The organism is Mesorhizobium sp. LNJC405B00 (assembly GCF_000502615.1).
GTDB lineage: Bacteria > Pseudomonadota > Alphaproteobacteria > Rhizobiales > Rhizobiaceae > Mesorhizobium.
Genome location: NZ_AYWC01000010.1, coordinates 150,312 through 167,526, shown reverse-complemented (window position 1 = coordinate 167,526; position 17,215 = coordinate 150,312). Strand labels below are relative to the sequence as shown.

Below are 17,215 nucleotides of genomic sequence, written 5' to 3'. Positions count from 1 at the left end.
TGCGCAAAGAAAAAGCCCGCCGGAATTGACCGACGGGCCTTCGCCGTGTGTGTGTGCGGCGTTTAGTTGAATTTATACTTCGCGCCGACGCGAACGGTCTGGAAGGAAGGCTCGTCGGTGAGGAAGCCGTCCGAACCGAAATCCTCTTTCTCATACTGCGAATAGCGGTATTCGAGACCAAGCGTCATGTTGCTGGAAACGGCCGTTTCCAGGCCGCCGCCGACCGAGAAGCCGCTCGAGCCCCAGTCGATGATGTCGCCAACGGGCGAGGAGGCATGCAGGTCGAAATGCTGCCAGCTGTAACCGCCGAGGACATAGGCCAGCGTCGATTCGTTGACCTTGGCGCCGATGCGGGCCAGGGCATCGAAGCCATAGTCGGCATCGCCTTTGATCGACCCACCCGGAATGTCCAGCTTCGAGCGTATGCCGGAATAGCGGGCGTCGACCAGAACGCCGGCGACCCAGCCGCCGAAATCATGGTCGTAACCGATGCTCGCCTCGCCGAACACGCCTTCGCCGCCGATGCCATCCAATTCGAGGGCGCTGGCGAGCGTCAGGTCATGCACTACAGTGCCGGCGCCAAGCGCGCCGCCGACATAGAAGCCGGTCCAGTTGTAGGTCGGAGCAGCAAACGAGGCACCGCCGCCATTCTGGGCGCCGAAGCGGTAGTTGGCCGCGATGTGGAAGGTATGGCTGGATGGCTCGACATCCAGAGAGGTCCCCGGGCCGCCGATAATGCCGAGGTCAGCCACCGAGTCGTCGCCATAGTTGGCGTAGCGGTACTCGGTCTTGATCGTCCAGTTGCCGCGCAGCACGGTTTCCATGCCAACGCCGACGACATAGCCGCCACGGTTCTCCGTGAAATCAAGACCGTCGGCAAAGCCCGAACCCTCGAGCTTGAAATGGTTCCAGGTGTAGCCGCCGAGCACATAGCCGAGCGTATCGGGGTTCAAGAGATAGCCGGCGCGCAAGCCGACGTCGAAGCCATAAGCGTTCGTCAGGTCGATATCAGCGCCCGGAAGGCTGATCGACGGACCGATATTCCCGATGTTTGCGTCGATAAAGCCGCCAAGCAGGAAGCGCTCGGAGACCATATAGTCGTAGCCGGCGGTGATTTCGCCAAACACGCCGTTGCCGCCGATCCCGTTGAAGTCGATCACCGGGTCGACGCTGATGCGATGCACGGTGGCGCCGAAGCCGCCGCCGATGCCGACATAGGCGCCGCTCCAGTTGAAACCGGCAGGTTCTTCCACTGGCTGCACAACATCGGCGGCATGCGCTACCGATATCAAAGCCATTGCCGAAACGGCCCCGAGAAGAACGGATTTAGCAGAGATGAACATTTTAGCCCCTTAGCATAAGAACAAACCCGTCCGTGTTCTAACAGGACGCTCGCCAATATTGGAATGACAAAAATGCCACATCGGCAGGCAAAAGCACCGCCAAGCCGGGCCGTTTCGCCGTGATGTTGCCTTAGAGCCCGCAATTTGTGAGCACGCAGCCAATAAAAAACCCGCCGGCGCAACCGGCGGGTGAGGGAGGCAGAACTGCTTGAGTCGATTAAGGCGTCTGGTCAGGCAGCCAGAACCACTTTCGGTTCGACCAGCTCATAGCCGAGTGCTTCGGCGACGGCGCGATTGGTGATCTTGCCCCTGTGGACATTGAGACCGTTGCGCAAATGATGGTCGTCGACCAGCGCCTTCAGGCCCTTGTCGGCCAGCTGCAGGCCAAAATGCAGCGTCGCGTTGTTGAGCGCGTGCGCCGAGGTCACCGGCACGGCTCCCGGCATGTTGGCGACGCAGTAGTGGATCACGCCGTCGACCTCATAGGTCGGCTCGGCATGGGTAGTGGCGTGCGAGGTCTCGAAACAGCCGCCCTGGTCGATGGCGACGTCGACCAGCACCGAGCCCTTCTTCATGCCCGACAGCATTTCGCGGGTCACCAGCTTGGGTGCAGCAGCACCCGGGATGAGCACGGCGCCGACGACGATGTCGGCCGAGAAGCATTCTTCCTCAAGCGCCTCGACTGTGGAGTAGCGGGTGTGGACGCGGCCGGTAAAGAGGTCGTCCAGCTGGCGCAGGCGCGGGATCGAGCGGTCGATGATGGTGACGTCGGCGCCGAGGCCGACCGCCATGCGGGCGGCATGCAGGCCGACGACGCCGCCGCCGAGCACGGTGACCTTGCCGGGCAGTACGCCGGGCACGCCGCCGAGCAGCACGCCGCGGCCACCATTGGCCTTCTGCAGCGCGGTCGCGCCGGCCTGGATCGACAGGCGGCCGGCAACTTCCGACATCGGCGCCAAGAGCGGCAGGGCGCCNAACTTCCGACATCGGCGCCAGGAGCGGCAGGCCGCCGCGGTCGTCGGTTACGGTCTCATAGGCGATTGCGGTGACGCCGGACGCGAGCAGGCCCTTGGTCTGCTCCGGATCCGGGGCCAGGTGCAGATAGGTGTAGAGGATCTGACCGTCGCGCAGCTGCGCCCATTCGTTGGGCTGCGGCTCCTTGACCTTGACGATCATGTCCGACTTGGCGAACACGTCGGCGGCGGTCCTGGCGATGGTGGCGCCGGCGGCGCGGTAGGCATTGTCATCGGCGCCGATGCCGGCGCCGGCGCCGCTTTCGACCAGCACTTCATGGCCATGCGCGACATATTCGCGGACGGAGCCCGGCGTCAGGCCGACGCGGTATTCGTGGTTCTTGATTTCCTTGGGGCAGCCGACGCGCATAGTCTTCTCCTGATCCGGCCCTTCGGGCTCGTTCCCTGTATCAACCGAGTGAACCACGAATCGTTGCGCAGGTGTTTGCGAATGCGCTTGCGCGGGGTCACGCGTTTCGATAATCGTTGCGCGAAATCAAGGAAATTTCGCAGGAATCACGAGAAATGCCGCTCGACAGGATCGATATCGCCATTCTCGAGGCTCTGCAGAAGGATGGGCGCATACCCAATGCGGCGCTCGCCGAAAGGGTCGGCCTGTCGCAGTCGGCCTGTTCGCGCCGGCTCGACAATCTGGAGAAATCCGGCACCATCCGCGGCTATCACGCCCGGCTTTCGAATGCCGCGCTCGGCCACCAGATGACGGCGATCGTGCACATATCGCTGTCGGGCCAATTCGAAAAGACGCTGTCGGATTTCGAGGCGGCGATCAAGCGCTGCCCGAATGTGCTGTCGTGCCACCTGATGTCGGGCGAATACGACTATATCCTGCGCATCGCCGCCAAGGATCTGGTCGACTATGAGCGCATCCACAAGGAGTGGCTGTCGGCGATGCCGCATGTGACCAAGATCAATTCATCCTTTGCCCTGCGCGAGATCGTCGATCGCACGGCGATGGGGATGAAGCCGGAACTGGCCTAGCCCTGAGCAGCCTCGGTCACCAGCCTATCCATCGGAATATCGTGCGGCTGCGGGTAAATGGTGGCGATGCGCTGCAGTTCGTAGCCGACGCCGATGACCAATGGCTTGAACGGCATGGCAGCCAGCGTGCGGTCGAAGAAGCCACCGCCATAGCCAAGGCGGTAGTTTCGCGGGTCGATGCCGACGATCGGCGAGATGACGATGTCGGGCAGCACCGGCTCGCCTTCGGCCGGGATCGGGATGTTCCAGATGCCTTTTTCCAGCCGGTCGCCGGGTACATAAGCGCGGAAGATCAGCGGCTGGCCTTTCTCGATCACGATGGGCAGCGCCGTGCGGCCGCCGCGTTCGTTGATCGACGCCATCCACGGCCGCAGGTCCGGCTCGCCGCGAAACGGCCAATAGAGGCTGACCATGCGGCCGGCAATGTCGCCGATGGCCGCGTCGAGCCCTTCGGCGATAGCCCGCGACATCGCCACCCGCGCATCGGCGGAAACCGCCAACCGTGCCGCGATCAGACGCTCGCGCTCGGCCTTGCGCCAACGGCGCACATCGGTCCAGTCGGTCAATGGCGCGCGAAATTCCGGATCGAGTTCGTGCATGAAGCAAGGCGGCGAAGAATATTGCGCCCGCCCTTTGCGATCTTTGTCATCGCCGTTGGCCATGCTTCACTCCCGTGGTTCCAGCCCCTGCAAGGCTATACCCGTCCATGCTTGCCGACATAGGCATTCGCGACATCCGGCGACGAGTCCTGGGCAGCCTTAAGCGGCAATCTAGCTCGCCGCGACATTGTTGCGGTGCACAAAAATCACTAGATAAAGGGAGACAAATAGGGGTGAATGCGATGAGTGAAACCAGCCATCATGTCGTTGTCGTCGGCGCAGGGTTCGGCGGTCTCGAACTCACCCGGGCGCTGGCCGGCGCACCCGTGCGCATCACCATGATCGACAAGCGCAACCATCACCTTTTCCAGCCGCTGCTCTACCAGGTGGCGACCACCTCGCTGGCGACCTCGGAAGTCGCCTTGCCGATCCGTCATCTGCTGCGCAAGCGCGAGGACGTGACGACCCTGCTCGGCAACGTCACCGGCGTCGACCGTCCAGGCAAACGCGTGCTGCTTGAGGACGGCAGTTCTGTTCCCTACGACACGCTGGTGCTCGCCACCGGCGCGCGTCATGCTTATTTCGGCCACGACGAATGGGAGCCTTTCGCGCCCGGGCTGAAGACGCTTGAAGACGCAACCACCATTCGCCGGCGCATCCTGCTCGCCTTCGAGCAGGCCGAGCGCGAGACCGATCCGGCCAAGCGCCAGGCACTGCTGACACTGGTCATCGTCGGCGGCGGCCCGACCGGCGTGGAGCTTGCCGGCACCATTGTCGAACTCGCGCATGAAACGCTGCGCGGCGAATTCCGCAACATCGACACGCGTGAGGCGCGTGTGGTGCTGGTGGAGGCCGGAGACAGGATCCTAGCCAATTTCGCGCCAAAGCTGTCCGACTATGCGCGCAAGGCGCTGGAGCGGCGGGGCGTCACGGTCGAGCTTGGCCGCGCCGTCACGCGCCTCGATGCCGAAGGCGTCGTCTTTGGCGAGACGCATCTGCCGGCGCGAACCATCCTGTGGGCCGCCGGCGTAGCGGCTTCGCCCGCGGGAGAGTGGCTGGGCGCGCCGGTGGACCGGGCGGGCAGGGTAATGGTCGAGCCCGATCTGACCGTGCCGAACAGTCCGGAGATCTTCGTCGTCGGCGACACAGCGCATGTCTTGCGGCTGGACGGCAAGCCGGTGCCAGGCGTGGCGCCCTCCGCCAAGCAGGAGGGCAAGCATGTTGCCGCGACGATCAGGGCGCGGCTGGCCGGCGATAGCGCGCCGCGCCCTTTCCGCTACAAACATGCCGGCGACCTGGTGACGATCGGCAAGTGGGCAGCCGCGATCGATTTCGGCTCGATCAAGCTCACGGGATGGCTTGCCTGGTGGCTGTGGGGCGTGGCGCATATCTACTTCCTGATCGGTTTTCGCAACCGGCTCTCGGTGTCGCTTAGCTGGCTATGGATCTATTTCACCGGCCAGCGCAGCGCGCGGCTGATCACCCAGGGCGATGATAACAAGGGCTGAGGTTCTCAACCGCGGCCAAGGATATTCATCCAGCCGTCACCTTTTGCTGATCGACTGACTTCCCGATGGACATGGCCGGTTTTCGGCGCGAAGCTTCCGCCCGGGGCTGGGATCTTGTCACGTCGCTGGGAAGGAAAACCAATGCCGCATCTCAATTACCCCGTCTCCCGCCGTAGTTTTCTTGCCGGTGCGGCCGCCAGCGGGGCGCTGATCATGCTGCATCCGTTTTCCGCCCGCGCGCAGGCCAATCAGGCGCATCTGAGGATCATGGAGACCACCGACATCCATGTGAATGTGCTGCCTTACGACTACTACGCAGACAAAGCCAACGACACGATGGGCCTGTCGCGGACGGCCTCACTGATCGCGGCGGTGCGCAAGGAAGCCACCAATGCGATGCTGATCGACAATGGCGATCTTTTGCAGGGCAATCCGATGGGCGATTACATCGCCTATGAGAAGGGCCTCAAGGAAGGCGATCTGCATCCGATCATGAAGGGCATGAACCTGCTGGGCTATGAATGCTCGACGCTCGGCAATCACGAGTTCAACTACGGCTTGTCGTTCCTCGACAAGGTGCTGGCCGGGGCCAATTTCCCCTTCGTCTGCGCCAATCTGATCCGCGGCACCGAGCTTGCCGCCAAACCGCGCGACGACAAGCTCTACCTCAAGCCCTATGTCATCCTCGACAAGAAGATCAAGGACGGGTCGGGCGCCGAGCAGCCGATCAAGATCGGCATCATCGGCTTTGTGCCGCCGCAGATCATGGTCTGGGACCTGAAGAACCTGGAAGGCAATGTCAGGACGCGCGACATCGTCGAGGCGGCCAGGGCATGGGTGCCGCAGATCAAGGAGGAGGGCGCCGACATCGTCATCGCGCTCTCGCATTCCGGCATCGATATCAAGCAGGGCGACGGCATGGAGAACGCCTCCTTCTTCGTCGCCGGCGTCGAAGGCATCGATGCGGTGTTCACCGGCCATCAGCATCTCGTCTTCCCCGGCAAGAAGGATTTTCAGGCGCTCGAAGGCGTCGACACCGAGAAAGGCACGCTGCAGGGCAAGCCCGCCGTGATGGGCGGTTTCTGGGGCTCGCATATGGGACTGATCGATCTGCTTCTGGAACGGGACGGATCGAAATGGCGCGTAGCCTCGGCCACATCGGAGGCAAGGCCGATCTACCAGCGCGTCGACAAGGCAAACAAGCCGACGGTGGCGGACGACCAGCGCGTCGTCGATGCGCTGAAGCCGGACCATGAGGCGACACTTGCCTATGTCCGCCGACCGGTCGGCAAGACCTCGGCGCCGCTCTATTCCTATTTCGCGCTGGTCGCCGACGATCCGTCGGTGCAGATCGTCAACCAGGCGCAGAGCTGGTATCTCAAGGACATATTGAAGAGCACGCAGTGGAAGGATGTGCCGCTGCTGTCGGCGGCAGCACCCTTCAAGGCCGGCGGGCGCAACGGCGCCGACTACTATACCGACGTGCCGGTGGGCGACATCGCCATCAAGAACGTCGCCGACCTCTATCTCTATCCGAACACGGTGCGCGCCGTCGAAATCACCGGCGCGCAAGTGAAGGAATGGCTGGAAATGTCGGCCGGCATTTTCCGGAAGATCGAGCCGGGCAAGGCCGACCAGGCGCTCATCGACACCGAATTCCCGTCCTACAATTTCGATGTGATCGATGGCGTCAGCTACGGAATAGACCTGTCGCAGCTGCCGAAATACGATGCCAAGGGTGGCGTCGCCAATGCCGGCTCGAACCGCATCATCGGCCTCAGCTTCGACGGCAAGCCTATTGATCCGGCAGCGAAATTCGTCGTCGCCACCAACAATTACCGCGCCGGCGGTGGCGGCAATTTCCCCGACATCAATGCCTCGAAGATCATCTACGAGGCGCCGGACACCAACCGCGACGTGATCGTGCGCTACGTCGTTAGCGAAGGCACGATCAATCCCTCGGCCGACGACAATTGGTCGTTCACGCCGCTGCCCGGCACCAGCGTCGTGTTCGAGACCGGCCCCAAAGCGAAGGATTTTATATCGGGAGTGAAATCGCTCAAGATCGAGCCGGCCGGCGAGGGCGAATCCGGGTTTGCGAAGTATCGCATCCTGCTTTGAGGCAAACGCGCAGGTAACAGGGAAAACGAGCGGGCATACGCCCGCTCAATCACGCTTCGGATCAGGCCTTGTAGACCACCTGGCGCACGTCGATGTAGCTGGCCCTGAAGCCGGCTTCGCAATAGTGGAGATAAAATTCCCAAAGCTTCTTGAAGCGGTCGTCGAAGCCGAGCGGGACGATCTTTTCCCACGACGCCCAGAAGCGGTTGCGCCATTCGGCAAGCGTGCGGGCATAGTCGTCCGGAAAGACGCGCTCGCGCAGATGGGAAAGGCCATGGTCGCTGCCCAGCGTCTTCAGGATCGACGGCGTCGGCAGCATGCCGCCGGGGAAGACATAGCGCTGGATGAAATCCGGCCTCGCCCGATAGGTGTCGTAGGCGGCCTCGTTGATGGTGATGATCTGCAGGCCGGCGGTGCCGCCGGGCCTCAGGCATGCCTTCATCTTGCCGAAAAATACCGGCCAATATTTTTCGCCGACCGCCTCGAACATCTCGATCGAGGCGATGCGGTCGTAAGTGCCCGTTTCGTCTCGGTAATCCTGCAGCTTGATGTCGACCTTGTCAGACAGTCCCGCCTTCTGGATGCGCGCCTTGGCGAAATCGTGCTGTTCGCGGCTGATGGTCAGGCCGGTGACGCGGCAGCCGATCTCGCGCGCGGCAAATTCGGCAAAACCGCCCCAGCCGCAGCCGATCTCGAGCACATGGTCCTTCTTGCCGATACCCGTATCCTTGGCCAGCGCGCGGTATTTGGCGGCCTGAGCGCTTTCCAGGTCGTTGGCGCCGGTCGCATAGAGCGCCGACGAATAGGTCATGCTGGGATCGAGCCATTGCTTGTAGAAGGCGTTGCCGAGATCGTAATGCGCCGAGATGTTGCGCTTCGAGCCTGTGCGGGTGTTTTCGTTGAACCAGTGGCGGATGCGCTGGACCGTGTTGATGAGCCAGTTGGCGCCGCCGGCAATGCGTTCGCCAACGGCCGAGTTGACGACGAACAGTTCCAGGAAGCTGGTTACATCAGGGCTTTCCCAGTCGCCGTCCATGTAGGATTCGGCAACGCCGATGGTGCCGCCGGAAAAGGCACGGCCGGGCAGGCGCCAGTTCTTCAACACCAGTTCGGCATCCGGGCCGGGTCCGTTGCCGCCGACAAGAACCGCCCGGCCATCCGGCATCCTCACCTTCAGCGAACCGCGCGGCAATTTCATCGCCGCCGACAGCACCATGCGCGCCTTGGCCGGCAGGCCCTTGACCATCTCGGCGAAATTGAGTTCGTCCAGCCTGATGGCGTCGCCGATGCCTTTGTATTCCCTGACAGCCATCTCACACCCCCCTGGACTTCCGCGGGGGCGGCGCAAGATCTGCCGGCCTCCACATCCTCCACTTCATTCGCCAGGCGCGAACACCCGCAGCCTGCTTAAATTTTCGCCACAATCTTCCACCGCATCGACCGGAACTTCAAGAGGCAAGCCGTGCCCGGCACTGGCCCAGGTGGCGTGCCTGGGGCCAGAATCCGTGAGGGCGAGCGACCGGCGGTGAAATCGCTATGGTTACGAACAGCCACATACGTTAGTTTCAGCGATGCGTTACGTCATCGTCATCACCGCCGTCGCCTTTTTCCTGATCTGGGATGGCCTCTATAATCAGGGCCGCTATCTCGACACGACGGTCAGGGAGATGTCGCGCGTCGTGCGCTACGTCACCGGCGGGGCCTAGCTTTTGCGCCTCTGCAAAGTCGCCTGCCGGCGTTGCCGGGCGCGACATCGTGGCGGTTGACGCGACGGTCCCGCTCACACAAAACATGCCCGCAAATCGAACGTGGAGGCAGGCGTGATCCGGCATATCGTTTTCTTCAGCGCGCGGCGCAAGGACGATGTCGAGGCCGTGCGCACGGGCTTGCTCGCGCTGGGCAAGATCCCGCATTCAAGCCACTTCGAGGTGACGCTCAATACCAAGGTCGATCCGCTGTCGGATGCGATCGACGTGGTGGTCTATGCCGAGTTCGAGGACGATGCCGCGCTTGCCGCCTACAAGGCGCACCCGCTCTATGCCGAGACGACCAGCCGGGTCAAACCCTTGCGCGAATTGCGCTATTCGGCCGATATCGTGGCGACGGCCTGATTGGGTCGGCAAAAGGCCTTGAACCACTTTCGGGAATGATGCACACCGCGCCGGCATGACCAGCACGACCCATCCGCTTGACCATCTGGTGCTGCCGACGGCGAGCCTCGCCGTGGCGCGGGCGCGGCTGACATCGCTTGGCTTCATCGTCGCGCCAACCGGCATTCATCCCTTCGGCACCGAAAATTGCTGCGTCTTCCTTGCCGACGGCACCTATCTCGAACCGCTGGCGGTTGGGAATGAACAGGTGGCAGCGAGTGCGATCGCCGGCGGCAATGTCTTTGTCGCCCGCGACCGGCTCTATCGCGCCAGCCTGGGCGATGAGGGCTTTTCCGCCGTGGTGCTGGCCACCGACGACGCCGATGCGGATCATGCGCGCTATGTCTCGGCCGGTCTGTCGGCGGGGGACGTGCTGAGCTTTTCCCGCGCCTTCACCGACACGGCCGGAAAGAGCGACATGGCCTCGTTCAAACTGGCTTTCGCCGCCGGCGCCGAGACGACGGACGCCTTTCTGTTCGCTTGCGAGCGGATCAACGCCCCTCAAATCGACCGTACGGCACTGCAGGCCCATGCCAACGGCGTGACCGGCATTGCCGAAATCGTCGCGGTCAGCGGCGTGCCATCCGAAAAGCGCCACCTGATCGAGACAGCGACGGGTTCGAGGCAGAGGAGCAGCACGGCGTTCGACCTGGCGAACGCGCGTTTGAGCGTTCTCGAGCCCGCGGCTTTCGCTGAGCGCTTCGGCATGTCGGCTGGCGCGCCGACGGACCTTCGCTTCGCCGCGATCGTCTTTTCGGCCCGCAGTGCCGGCACTGTCGCGAGGCTGCTTGCAGACAACGCCGTCCGGCACGATATAGCGGGCAACGAAATTGTCGTGCAGCCGGCATCCGGGCAGGGCGCGGCTTTCATCTTCCGGGAGACCCCATGAGCCAGCCGCAAGGGCCCAATTCGCTGGCGCCGAATTCGTCGGTAACCGTCGGCAATGTCGTCTTCGACAATAGCGGGCCCTTGGCGTTGATCGCCGGCCCGTGCCAGTTCGAATCGCGCCAGCACGCTTTCGACATGGCCGGCGCGCTGAAGGAACTGACCGGCAAGCTCGGCATCGGCCTCGTCTACAAGACCAGCTACGACAAGGCCAACCGCACCTCACTGTCGGCAACGCGCGGCGCGGGCATGGACGCGGCGCTTCCGGTGTTCGACGAGTTGCGCAAGGCGTTTTCGCTTCCCATTCTGACCGATGTCCACACCGAGGAGCAGTGCGCGATCGTCGCACCCCATGTCGATGTGCTGCAGATTCCGGCCTTCCTGTCGCGCCAGACCGACATGCTGGTCGCCGCCGCCAAGACCGGCAAGGTGATCAACGTCAAGAAGGGGCAGTTCCTGGCGCCTTGGGATATGAAGAACGTGGTGGCCAAGATCACCGGTTCGGGCAACCTCAATGTGCTGACCACCGAGCGCGGCGCGTCTTTCGGCTACAACACGCTGGTGTCGGACATGCGGGCTTTGCCTGTGATGGCCGAGATCGGCGCGCCGGTGATTTTCGACGCCACCCATTCGGTGCAGCAGCCGGGCGGGCAGGGCGGTTCCTCCGGTGGTGAGCGCCGCTTTGTCGAGACGCTGGCGCGGGCTGCCGTTGCCGTCGGCGTCGCCGGCGTGTTCATAGAGACCCACCAGGATCCCGACAATTCGACCTCCTCCGACGGGCCCAACATGCTGCCACTGAAGGACATGCCGGCGCTGCTCGAAAGACTGATGGCGTTCGACCGCATCGCCAAGAATGCTGCTGACCTGAACCGAGGCTGATGGTTTCGGCATGGCGCGCGCGCTGCCCTGCTTGTGGAAGGCATAAGCGGGCTGTAGGCTCGCTGCTGCAAATGAGCGTCTTGGCAGGAGGAAGCCATGTCCGTCGCCCGCGTCACCGAAATCACGTCGTCGTCGAAAAGAGCTTTCAGGACGCCATCGAGAAGGGGATTGAGCGCGCCTCAAAGACCCTGAAGAACGTCGAAGGCGCCTGGATCCAGGACCAGAAGATCGTCGTCGAGGACGGCAGGATCGCGGCCTATCGCGTCAACATGAAGGTGACGTTCATCCTCGCGGAGTAACCGCCCGCCGCTCGAAAAACGGGAACTTTCGCCCGCGCCCCTCATTGTCAAAGTATCGATCAACGACATGAGGAGCAGCAGCCATGACCACCCAGACAGGCCACACCGAAGCCATCGCCGCTTCGCGCGTCATCGGCACGTCGGTCTACAACACCGAAGGCACGAGCATCGGCAGCATCGAGGACATCATGCTCGACAAGACGTCGAACGGCATCATGTTCGCGGTGATCGGGTTCGGTGGATTTCTCGGCATTGGCGAGAAGTATCACGCCATTCCGTGGGCGAGCCTCGACTATGACGAGGACAAGGGCGGCTATGTCGTGCCGTTCTCGAAGGAGCAGCTGAAGGCAGCACCCGCCTATTCGATCAATGAACTGGCCGGCGCCGATGGCGAGGCCGCACGTGATGCTTCCTATGATTACTACAAGGTCACGCCGTATTGGCATTGATCAGCTGCGCTGACGCCTGACGTAAAGGCCCCCGAATTCCGAAACGGGGGCCTTTTCAGTGTAACCCGACAGTTTCTATTCTGCTGCGTAAAGCGTGGACAGCTGCGTCGCCGCCTTTGGCGGCTGCTGCGTATCGCACGACGTCAGGAACGCCGCCGCGATCAGGAACAAACTCACGATACCGCTCAACTCGGACATGGCGAAACTCCTCCTGTTTCGCCCCGCGCATCACCATCCTAATCGACACATAGATTGTTATCTCTGAATTATGATGACGTGGTGTTGTCGAACGTGATCCGAGGCATGCTCAGCCGAGGAGTCCGGCATTCTTCACCGCCTTGAAAACCTTTTCATGCCAGGCGATCCGATCCGCTTCGCCATTGGCCGGCGTGGTGGAATTGGCGTTGCCGACGTTGATCGCGCGCGAGATCTTTTTAATCAGGCCGGCATCGGCAAAGGCATTGCAGCCTGACCCTTTCCATTCGGCGCAAGCTGCGAGCAGCGAAATCTGCGGATCCTCGATCAGTTCAGGATGATTGGCGAGGTCGACCTTGGCGAGCTTGCCCTTGGCCGTGTACGCGTCGCGCCCGGTGGTCTGGAACGTGCCGCCGCCGCGGAAATTGAAGCCGTCCAACGTTCCTTTCACATTGCCCATGCGGCCGCCATAGGCCCAGTCGCCCAGGGCTTGCGGCTTGCGCAGCAGGTTGTCCTCGATCCACTGATCGGTCTTGCCCGCGGCTCGCGACCTCCATGCGTTCCGGATTGCCGCCACGGTCGTGTAGGTCAGGGATTCGCGAATGAGGGTGAAGCCACCGGTTTCCATCGCCGCTTGAGCGAAGAAATGCATCAGCCGATCATAGTTGTTGCACACGCCATGATCGCCAAGTGTCTTGAGGCCTTTGTCGGAGGTAAAGGCGCCGATGTAACCGTCATAGATTGTTCGCTTGGAACCGCTTGCCGGTCTCGGCGCGAATTTCTGGAAGACCGCTGCTGGCAAACCCTTGTTCGGATCGCCCGCAACGGCTTCGAGCACGCTCTCGACACTCTCGGTCGACAGCACCGGTTCGCCTTCGACGACCACCGAAGCATTGGGAATTCGCTTGCCGTTGCTTTTCGGGAAGCCACCGCCGGCAAAGGTTTTCAGATCGTCGATGAGGGCGATTACGCGTGTCCGGCTCTCCGTGAAATCCATGTCGGAAAGCGGACCGCTCACCTTCTTCGTCGGGTTGATGCATCCGACGCTGGACAGGAAATTGACGCCCGGATGAATCAGGATTTCGGTGCGCTTGTTGGTCTTCAGCAGTTCGAGTCCAGGTTTGGGTGGCGTCTTGGCGCCAGTGTAGCCGATCGTCACATATTTGCCTCCGGCCTGTGTCGCCAGCGGATAGGTGCCGGGCTCGATGCGCCTGCCATTGTCTTCTTTGGAATTGTCGCCTGGGCCGCGAGATTCACACACGAACCCCGATAGACCCGTTACTGCCGTGCCGTTGTGAAAAACTTTATAGGCACCAACTGTCCTGCGTCTGGTGCCCCTCATATGCTCGACTTTGCGGCTAATAAGAAGTTCCCAGCCAGTTCCTGAAATCGCTGCCATTGCCGCCTCCCCAAAGAGTTCAAGTTTGTTGACTTCGCTGTCGTCGTCAAATAGTCCGCGTTGTAGATGTGACCCTAACATCTTCGAATTCTCTGCATTGTGAAGTTTGTCACGTTGGCGGTAGCCTCTTTTGAATCATCGGCTGGAGTTTGTGTGCCGCCTGGTATTTTGTGATAAGGGATTGCCGCGATCAAAGGGGAGGGGCACCCGCCCCATGCGGCGCCAGACATATGACGTCGGGGCGGGCTGTTTGCGTTCAGGTGGCGTCGCCCATGCCCCACGGCCTGAGCGCAAGGGGCGATCGTCACCATTATTTCATGCCATTCCTGATTGCCTTTTGCGGCACTTTGGCTAAGAGGGGCGCGACGCTTTCAATCGATCAATCGGGGACATCGCAATGACCGCCATCATCGACATTGTCGGGCGTGAAATCCTGGACAGCCGTGGAAATCCGACCGTCGAGGTCGACGTCGTCCTCGAGGACGGCTCGACGGGCCGCGCCGCGGTGCCGTCCGGCGCGTCGACCGGCGCGCATGAGGCCGTCGAACTGCGCGACGGTGGCGGCCGCTATCTCGGCAAGGGCGTGCTTAAGGCGGTCGAGGCCGTCAATGGCGAGCTGTTCGAGGCGATCGGCGGCATGGAAGCCGAAAACCAGATCCACATCGACCAGACCATGATCGAGCTCGACGGCACGCCCAACAAGAGCCGGCTCGGCGCCAACGCCATCCTCGGCGTCTCGCTGGCGGTCGCCAAGGCCGCGGCGGAAGCCGCCGGACTGCCGCTTTACCGCTATGTCGGCGGCACCAAGGCGCATTTGCTGCCGGTGCCCATGATGAACATCATCAATGGCGGAGCGCATGCCGACAATCCGATCGATTTCCAGGAATTCATGATCCTGCCGGTCGGCGCGCCGACGCTGCGCGAAGGCGTGCGCTGGGGCTCCGAAATCTTCCACACGCTGCGCAAGAAGCTGAAGGGTGCCGGCCACAACACCAATGTCGGCGACGAAGGCGGCTTCGCGCCCAATCTGAAGAGTGCGCCGGTGGCGCTCGATTTCATCATGGAATCGATCGAGAAGGCCGGCTTCAAGCCGGGCGAGGAGATCGCGCTCGGTCTCGACTGTGCGGCGACCGAATTCTTCAAGGACGGCAATTACGTCTATGAGGGCGAGAAGAAGACCCGCGATCCCAAGGCGCAGGCCAAGTACCTGGCCAAGCTCGCCGCCGACTATCCGATCATCTCGATCGAGGACGGCCTGGCCGAGGACGACTGGGAGGGCTGGAAGTACCTGACCGATTTGATCGGCAACAAGACGCAGCTGGTTGGCGACGACCTCTTCGTCACCAACACGGCGCGGCTGCGCGACGGCATCCGCATGGGTGTCGCCAATTCGATCCTGGTCAAGGTCAACCAGATCGGCTCGCTTACCGAAACGCTCGACGCTGTCGAGACCGCGCATAAGGCAGGCTACACCGCAGTCATGTCGCACCGTTCGGGCGAAACCGAGGATTCGACCATCGCCGACCTCGCCGTCGCCACCAATTGCGGGCAGATCAAGACCGGTTCGCTGTCGCGCTCGGATCGCATGGCCAAGTACAACCAGCTGATCCGCATCGAGGAAGAGCTCGGCAAGCAGGCGCGCTACGCTGGCAAGTCGGTGGTCAAAGCCTAAATTCTGCCGAACTGGCGAAAACGATGGAAGGGCGGGATTTTCCCGCCCTTTTTCGTTGCGGCCGCTGGCTAATGCACCTGTCCGTAACCGTCCATTAAGCACAATCGAGCGACAAATGGCGGTCAAAGGATTGCGACCATGTGGACACGCCAGCACAAGCAGAGAAACACCGGCCGGCTGATCATCCCGTCGCTTTGCGTGGCGTTCCTGGCCTATTTCGGCTTCCATGCCTATCATGGCGAGTTCGGCATCAATTCCAAATATCAGCTCGAAGCGCAGACCATCGAATTGCAGGCCAAGTACGATGCCATCAAGGCGCGCCGGATCGATCTGGAGCGGCGCGTCCAGCTGATGCATGAGGGCACGCTCGAAAAGGATATGCTCGACGAGCAGGCACGCCGGGCGCTCAATCTGTCCCAGCCCGATGAAATCACCATCATGCTGCCGGCCAATTCGAAATAACCGAATTTCGGTTAATCGCTGTTATCTCTAACGATTCTGGGCGTTTAGGCGCATGCCAGCCATGCGTTTTTCTGCATGGCGAAACACGGTCTCGCATGTTAGCTTCCTTCCAATCGGTGGGGAGGAGCTGATCCTCCCCGGAGCAGACATGGTCTGCTTTAGTGTCCGCGAAGAGACGCCAACAGGGAGTGATGCATGGCCACCGCCGCCAAAAAAGCGCCTGCCAAATCCGTTAAATCGACATCCGCCAAATCAACGGGGCTTTCCGCCCCCAAGCCGGCCGACTTCACCAAGGACGAGGAGCTTGCCGCCTACCGGCACATGCTGCTTATCCGTCGCTTCGAGGAAAAGGCCGGCCAGCTCTACGGCATGGGCTTTATCGGCGGCTTCTGCCACCTCTATATCGGCCAGGAAGCGGTCGTCACCGGCATGAAGATGTCGCTGATCAACGGCGACCAGATGATCACCGCCTATCGCGACCATGGCCACATGCTGGCGATGGAACTGTCACCGCGGGGCGTCATGGCAGAGCTGACCGGACGCCGTGGTGGCCTGTCGAGGGGCAAGGGCGGCTCCATGCACATGTTCTCCAAGGAGAAGCATTTTTACGGCGGCCACGGCATTGTCGGCGCGCAGGTCTCGCTCGGCACCGGTCTCGCCTTCGCCAACCGCTACCGCGACAACAACAATGTGTCGCTGACCTATTTCGGCGATGGCGCTGCCAATCAGGGTCAGGTCTATGAAAGCTTCAACATGGCCTCGCTGTGGAAGCTGCCGGTGATCTACATCATCGAGAACAACCGCTACGCCATGGGCACTTCGGTGTCGCGCTCGTCGGCCGAAACCAATTTTTCGCATCGCGGCGCCTCGTTCAAGATTCCCGGCATTCAGGTCGACGGCATGGATGTGCGTGCGGTCAAATCCGCCGGCGATCAGGCGACCGAATGGTGCCGTGCCGGCAACGGTCCGATCATCCTCGAGATGCAGACCTATCGCTATCGCGGTCACTCGATGTCGGATCCCGCGAAATACCGCTCCAAGGAAGAAGTGCAGAAGATGCGCTCGGATCATGATCCGATCGAGCAGGTCAAGGCGCGGCTGACGGCCAAGAAGTGGGCGACCGAGGACGAGCTCAAGAACATCGACAAGGAAGTCCGCGACATCGTCGCCGACGCTGCCGAATTTGCCCAGCACGACGCAGAGCCGGATCCGTCCGAGCTCTGGACCGACATCGTATTGTAA

General features: G+C 61.9%; 16 protein-coding genes and 2 pseudogenes. 12 read left to right on the top strand and 6 right to left on the bottom strand.

Annotated features, from left to right (window positions below):
- Positions 1 to 62: 62 nt before the first annotated feature.
- Positions 63 to 1,298: an outer membrane beta-barrel protein gene (locus X756_RS146210; protein WP_084569944.1), complete on the bottom strand. Its 1,236-nt coding sequence runs from the start codon at positions 1,296 to 1,298 to the stop codon at positions 63 to 65.
- A gap of 275 nt (positions 1,299 to 1,573) precedes the next feature.
- A pseudogene (locus tag X756_RS01000000165785) lies at positions 1,574 to 2,726 on the bottom strand (alanine dehydrogenase).
- A gap of 155 nt (positions 2,727 to 2,881) precedes the next feature.
- On the opposite strand from X756_RS01000000165785, the gene X756_RS146215 reads away from it, so the two are divergent.
- On the top strand, positions 2,882 to 3,355 hold the full coding sequence (locus X756_RS146215) for an Lrp/AsnC family transcriptional regulator (RefSeq protein WP_023668897.1): 474 nt from the start codon (positions 2,882 to 2,884) through the stop codon (positions 3,353 to 3,355).
- Here the strand turns inward: X756_RS146215 and X756_RS146220 are convergent.
- Positions 3,352 to 4,017 carry a 5-formyltetrahydrofolate cyclo-ligase gene (locus X756_RS146220; RefSeq protein ID WP_023730653.1) on the bottom strand — a complete coding sequence of 222 codons (666 nt, stop codon included), beginning with the start codon at positions 4,015 to 4,017 and terminating at the stop codon, positions 3,352 to 3,354. The two genes, X756_RS146215 and X756_RS146220, sit on opposite strands and share 4 nt — an antisense overlap.
- 179 nt (positions 4,018 to 4,196) lie before the next feature.
- Here X756_RS146220 and X756_RS146225 point away from each other — a divergent pair, with 179 nt between their 5' ends.
- Together X756_RS146225 and X756_RS146230 are read left to right on the top strand one after the other, a co-directional pair.
- Complete coding sequence (locus X756_RS146225) at positions 4,197 to 5,462, top strand: NAD(P)/FAD-dependent oxidoreductase (RefSeq protein WP_023730652.1); 1,266 nt, start codon at positions 4,197 to 4,199, stop codon at positions 5,460 to 5,462.
- A gap of 141 nt (positions 5,463 to 5,603) precedes the next feature.
- The gene (locus tag X756_RS146230; RefSeq protein WP_023730651.1) at positions 5,604 to 7,583 is read left to right on the top strand and encodes a bifunctional 2',3'-cyclic-nucleotide 2'-phosphodiesterase/3'-nucleotidase; all 1,980 of its coding nucleotides are present in this window, start codon (positions 5,604 to 5,606) and stop codon (positions 7,581 to 7,583) included.
- Positions 7,584 to 7,644: 61 nt separating this feature from the next.
- Here the strand turns inward: X756_RS146230 and X756_RS146235 are convergent, their stop codons facing one another.
- Entirely contained in the window at positions 7,645 to 8,895 is a 1,251-nt protein-coding gene (locus X756_RS146235; protein ID WP_023730650.1) for a cyclopropane-fatty-acyl-phospholipid synthase family protein, read from the bottom strand.
- A 259-nt stretch (positions 8,896 to 9,154) separates the two neighbouring features.
- On the opposite strand from X756_RS146235, the gene X756_RS1000000170425 reads away from it, so the two are divergent.
- The 6 genes and pseudogenes from X756_RS1000000170425 to X756_RS146255 all read left to right on the top strand — a co-directional run bounded on the left by X756_RS1000000170425 (position 9,155) and on the right by X756_RS146255 (position 12,245).
- Entirely contained in the window at positions 9,155 to 9,289 is a 135-nt protein-coding gene (locus X756_RS1000000170425) for a hypothetical protein (RefSeq protein ID WP_023730649.1), read from the top strand.
- Positions 9,290 to 9,403: 114 nt separating this feature from the next.
- Positions 9,404 to 9,694: a Dabb family protein gene (locus X756_RS146240; RefSeq protein ID WP_023730648.1), complete on the top strand. Its 291-nt coding sequence runs from the start codon at positions 9,404 to 9,406 to the stop codon at positions 9,692 to 9,694.
- Between the two features lie 55 nt (positions 9,695 to 9,749).
- Positions 9,750 to 10,622 carry a VOC family protein gene (locus X756_RS146245; protein ID WP_023730647.1) on the top strand — a complete coding sequence of 291 codons (873 nt, stop codon included), beginning with the start codon at positions 9,750 to 9,752 and terminating at the stop codon, positions 10,620 to 10,622.
- Entirely contained in the window at positions 10,619 to 11,497 is an 879-nt protein-coding gene (gene kdsA / locus X756_RS146250) for a 3-deoxy-8-phosphooctulonate synthase (protein ID WP_031238928.1), read from the top strand. The genes X756_RS146245 and kdsA overlap by 4 nt, the downstream gene beginning before the upstream one ends.
- A gap of 96 nt (positions 11,498 to 11,593) precedes the next feature.
- Positions 11,594 to 11,796 (top strand): annotated as a pseudogene (locus tag X756_RS01000000165780) (dodecin family protein).
- Positions 11,797 to 11,879: 83 nt separating this feature from the next.
- Positions 11,880 to 12,245, top strand: coding sequence for a PRC-barrel domain-containing protein (locus tag X756_RS146255; RefSeq protein WP_023668909.1), 366 nt, complete (start codon positions 11,880 to 11,882; stop codon positions 12,243 to 12,245).
- 75 nt (positions 12,246 to 12,320) lie between these two features.
- On the opposite strand, the gene X756_RS1000000170420 is transcribed toward X756_RS146255, so the two are convergent.
- The gene (locus X756_RS1000000170420; protein ID WP_023688444.1) at positions 12,321 to 12,443 is read right to left on the bottom strand and encodes a hypothetical protein; all 123 of its coding nucleotides are present in this window, start codon (positions 12,441 to 12,443) and stop codon (positions 12,321 to 12,323) included.
- Positions 12,444 to 12,552: 109 nt separating this feature from the next.
- Entirely contained in the window at positions 12,553 to 13,701 is a 1,149-nt protein-coding gene (locus tag X756_RS1000000169445) for a hypothetical protein (RefSeq protein WP_023730645.1), read from the bottom strand.
- A 535-nt stretch (positions 13,702 to 14,236) separates the two neighbouring features.
- Here X756_RS1000000169445 and eno point away from each other — a divergent pair.
- The 3 genes from eno to pdhA all read left to right on the top strand — a co-directional run bounded on the left by eno (position 14,237) and on the right by pdhA (position 17,215).
- Positions 14,237 to 15,511: a phosphopyruvate hydratase gene (gene eno / locus X756_RS146260; RefSeq protein WP_023730644.1), complete on the top strand. Its 1,275-nt coding sequence runs from the start codon at positions 14,237 to 14,239 to the stop codon at positions 15,509 to 15,511.
- A gap of 138 nt (positions 15,512 to 15,649) precedes the next feature.
- Positions 15,650 to 15,973, top strand: a complete 324-nt coding sequence (locus X756_RS146265; RefSeq protein WP_023682560.1) for a septum formation initiator family protein — start codon at positions 15,650 to 15,652, stop codon at positions 15,971 to 15,973.
- 195 nt (positions 15,974 to 16,168) lie between these two features.
- Complete coding sequence (pdhA, locus tag X756_RS146270) at positions 16,169 to 17,215, top strand: pyruvate dehydrogenase (acetyl-transferring) E1 component subunit alpha (protein ID WP_023682559.1); 1,047 nt, start codon at positions 16,169 to 16,171, stop codon at positions 17,213 to 17,215.

Excerpts from the sequence above, each read along its gene's own strand:
- X756_RS146210 (WP_084569944.1), bottom strand. The coding sequence starts at position 1,298 with ATGGCTTTGATATCGGTAGCGCATGCCGCCGATGTTGTGCAGCCAGTG.
- X756_RS146215 (WP_023668897.1), top strand. The coding sequence starts at position 2,882 with ATGCCGCTCGACAGGATCGATATCGCCATTCTCGAGGCTCTGCAGAAG.
- X756_RS146220 (WP_023730653.1), bottom strand. The coding sequence starts at position 4,017 with ATGGCCAACGGCGATGACAAAGATCGCAAAGGGCGGGCGCAATATTCT.
- X756_RS146225 (WP_023730652.1), top strand. The coding sequence starts at position 4,197 with ATGAGTGAAACCAGCCATCATGTCGTTGTCGTCGGCGCAGGGTTCGGC.
- X756_RS146230 (WP_023730651.1), top strand. The coding sequence starts at position 5,604 with ATGCCGCATCTCAATTACCCCGTCTCCCGCCGTAGTTTTCTTGCCGGT.
- X756_RS146235 (WP_023730650.1), bottom strand. The coding sequence starts at position 8,895 with ATGGCTGTCAGGGAATACAAAGGCATCGGCGACGCCATCAGGCTGGAC.
- X756_RS1000000170425 (WP_023730649.1), top strand. The coding sequence starts at position 9,155 with ATGCGTTACGTCATCGTCATCACCGCCGTCGCCTTTTTCCTGATCTGG.
- X756_RS146245 (WP_023730647.1), top strand. The coding sequence starts at position 9,750 with ATGACCAGCACGACCCATCCGCTTGACCATCTGGTGCTGCCGACGGCG.
- kdsA (WP_031238928.1), top strand. The coding sequence starts at position 10,619 with ATGAGCCAGCCGCAAGGGCCCAATTCGCTGGCGCCGAATTCGTCGGTA.
- X756_RS146255 (WP_023668909.1), top strand. The coding sequence starts at position 11,880 with ATGACCACCCAGACAGGCCACACCGAAGCCATCGCCGCTTCGCGCGTC.
- X756_RS1000000170420 (WP_023688444.1), bottom strand. The coding sequence starts at position 12,443 with ATGTCCGAGTTGAGCGGTATCGTGAGTTTGTTCCTGATCGCGGCGGCG.
- eno (WP_023730644.1), top strand. The coding sequence starts at position 14,237 with ATGACCGCCATCATCGACATTGTCGGGCGTGAAATCCTGGACAGCCGT.
- X756_RS146265 (WP_023682560.1), top strand. The coding sequence starts at position 15,650 with ATGTGGACACGCCAGCACAAGCAGAGAAACACCGGCCGGCTGATCATC.
- pdhA (WP_023682559.1), top strand. The coding sequence starts at position 16,169 with ATGGCCACCGCCGCCAAAAAAGCGCCTGCCAAATCCGTTAAATCGACA.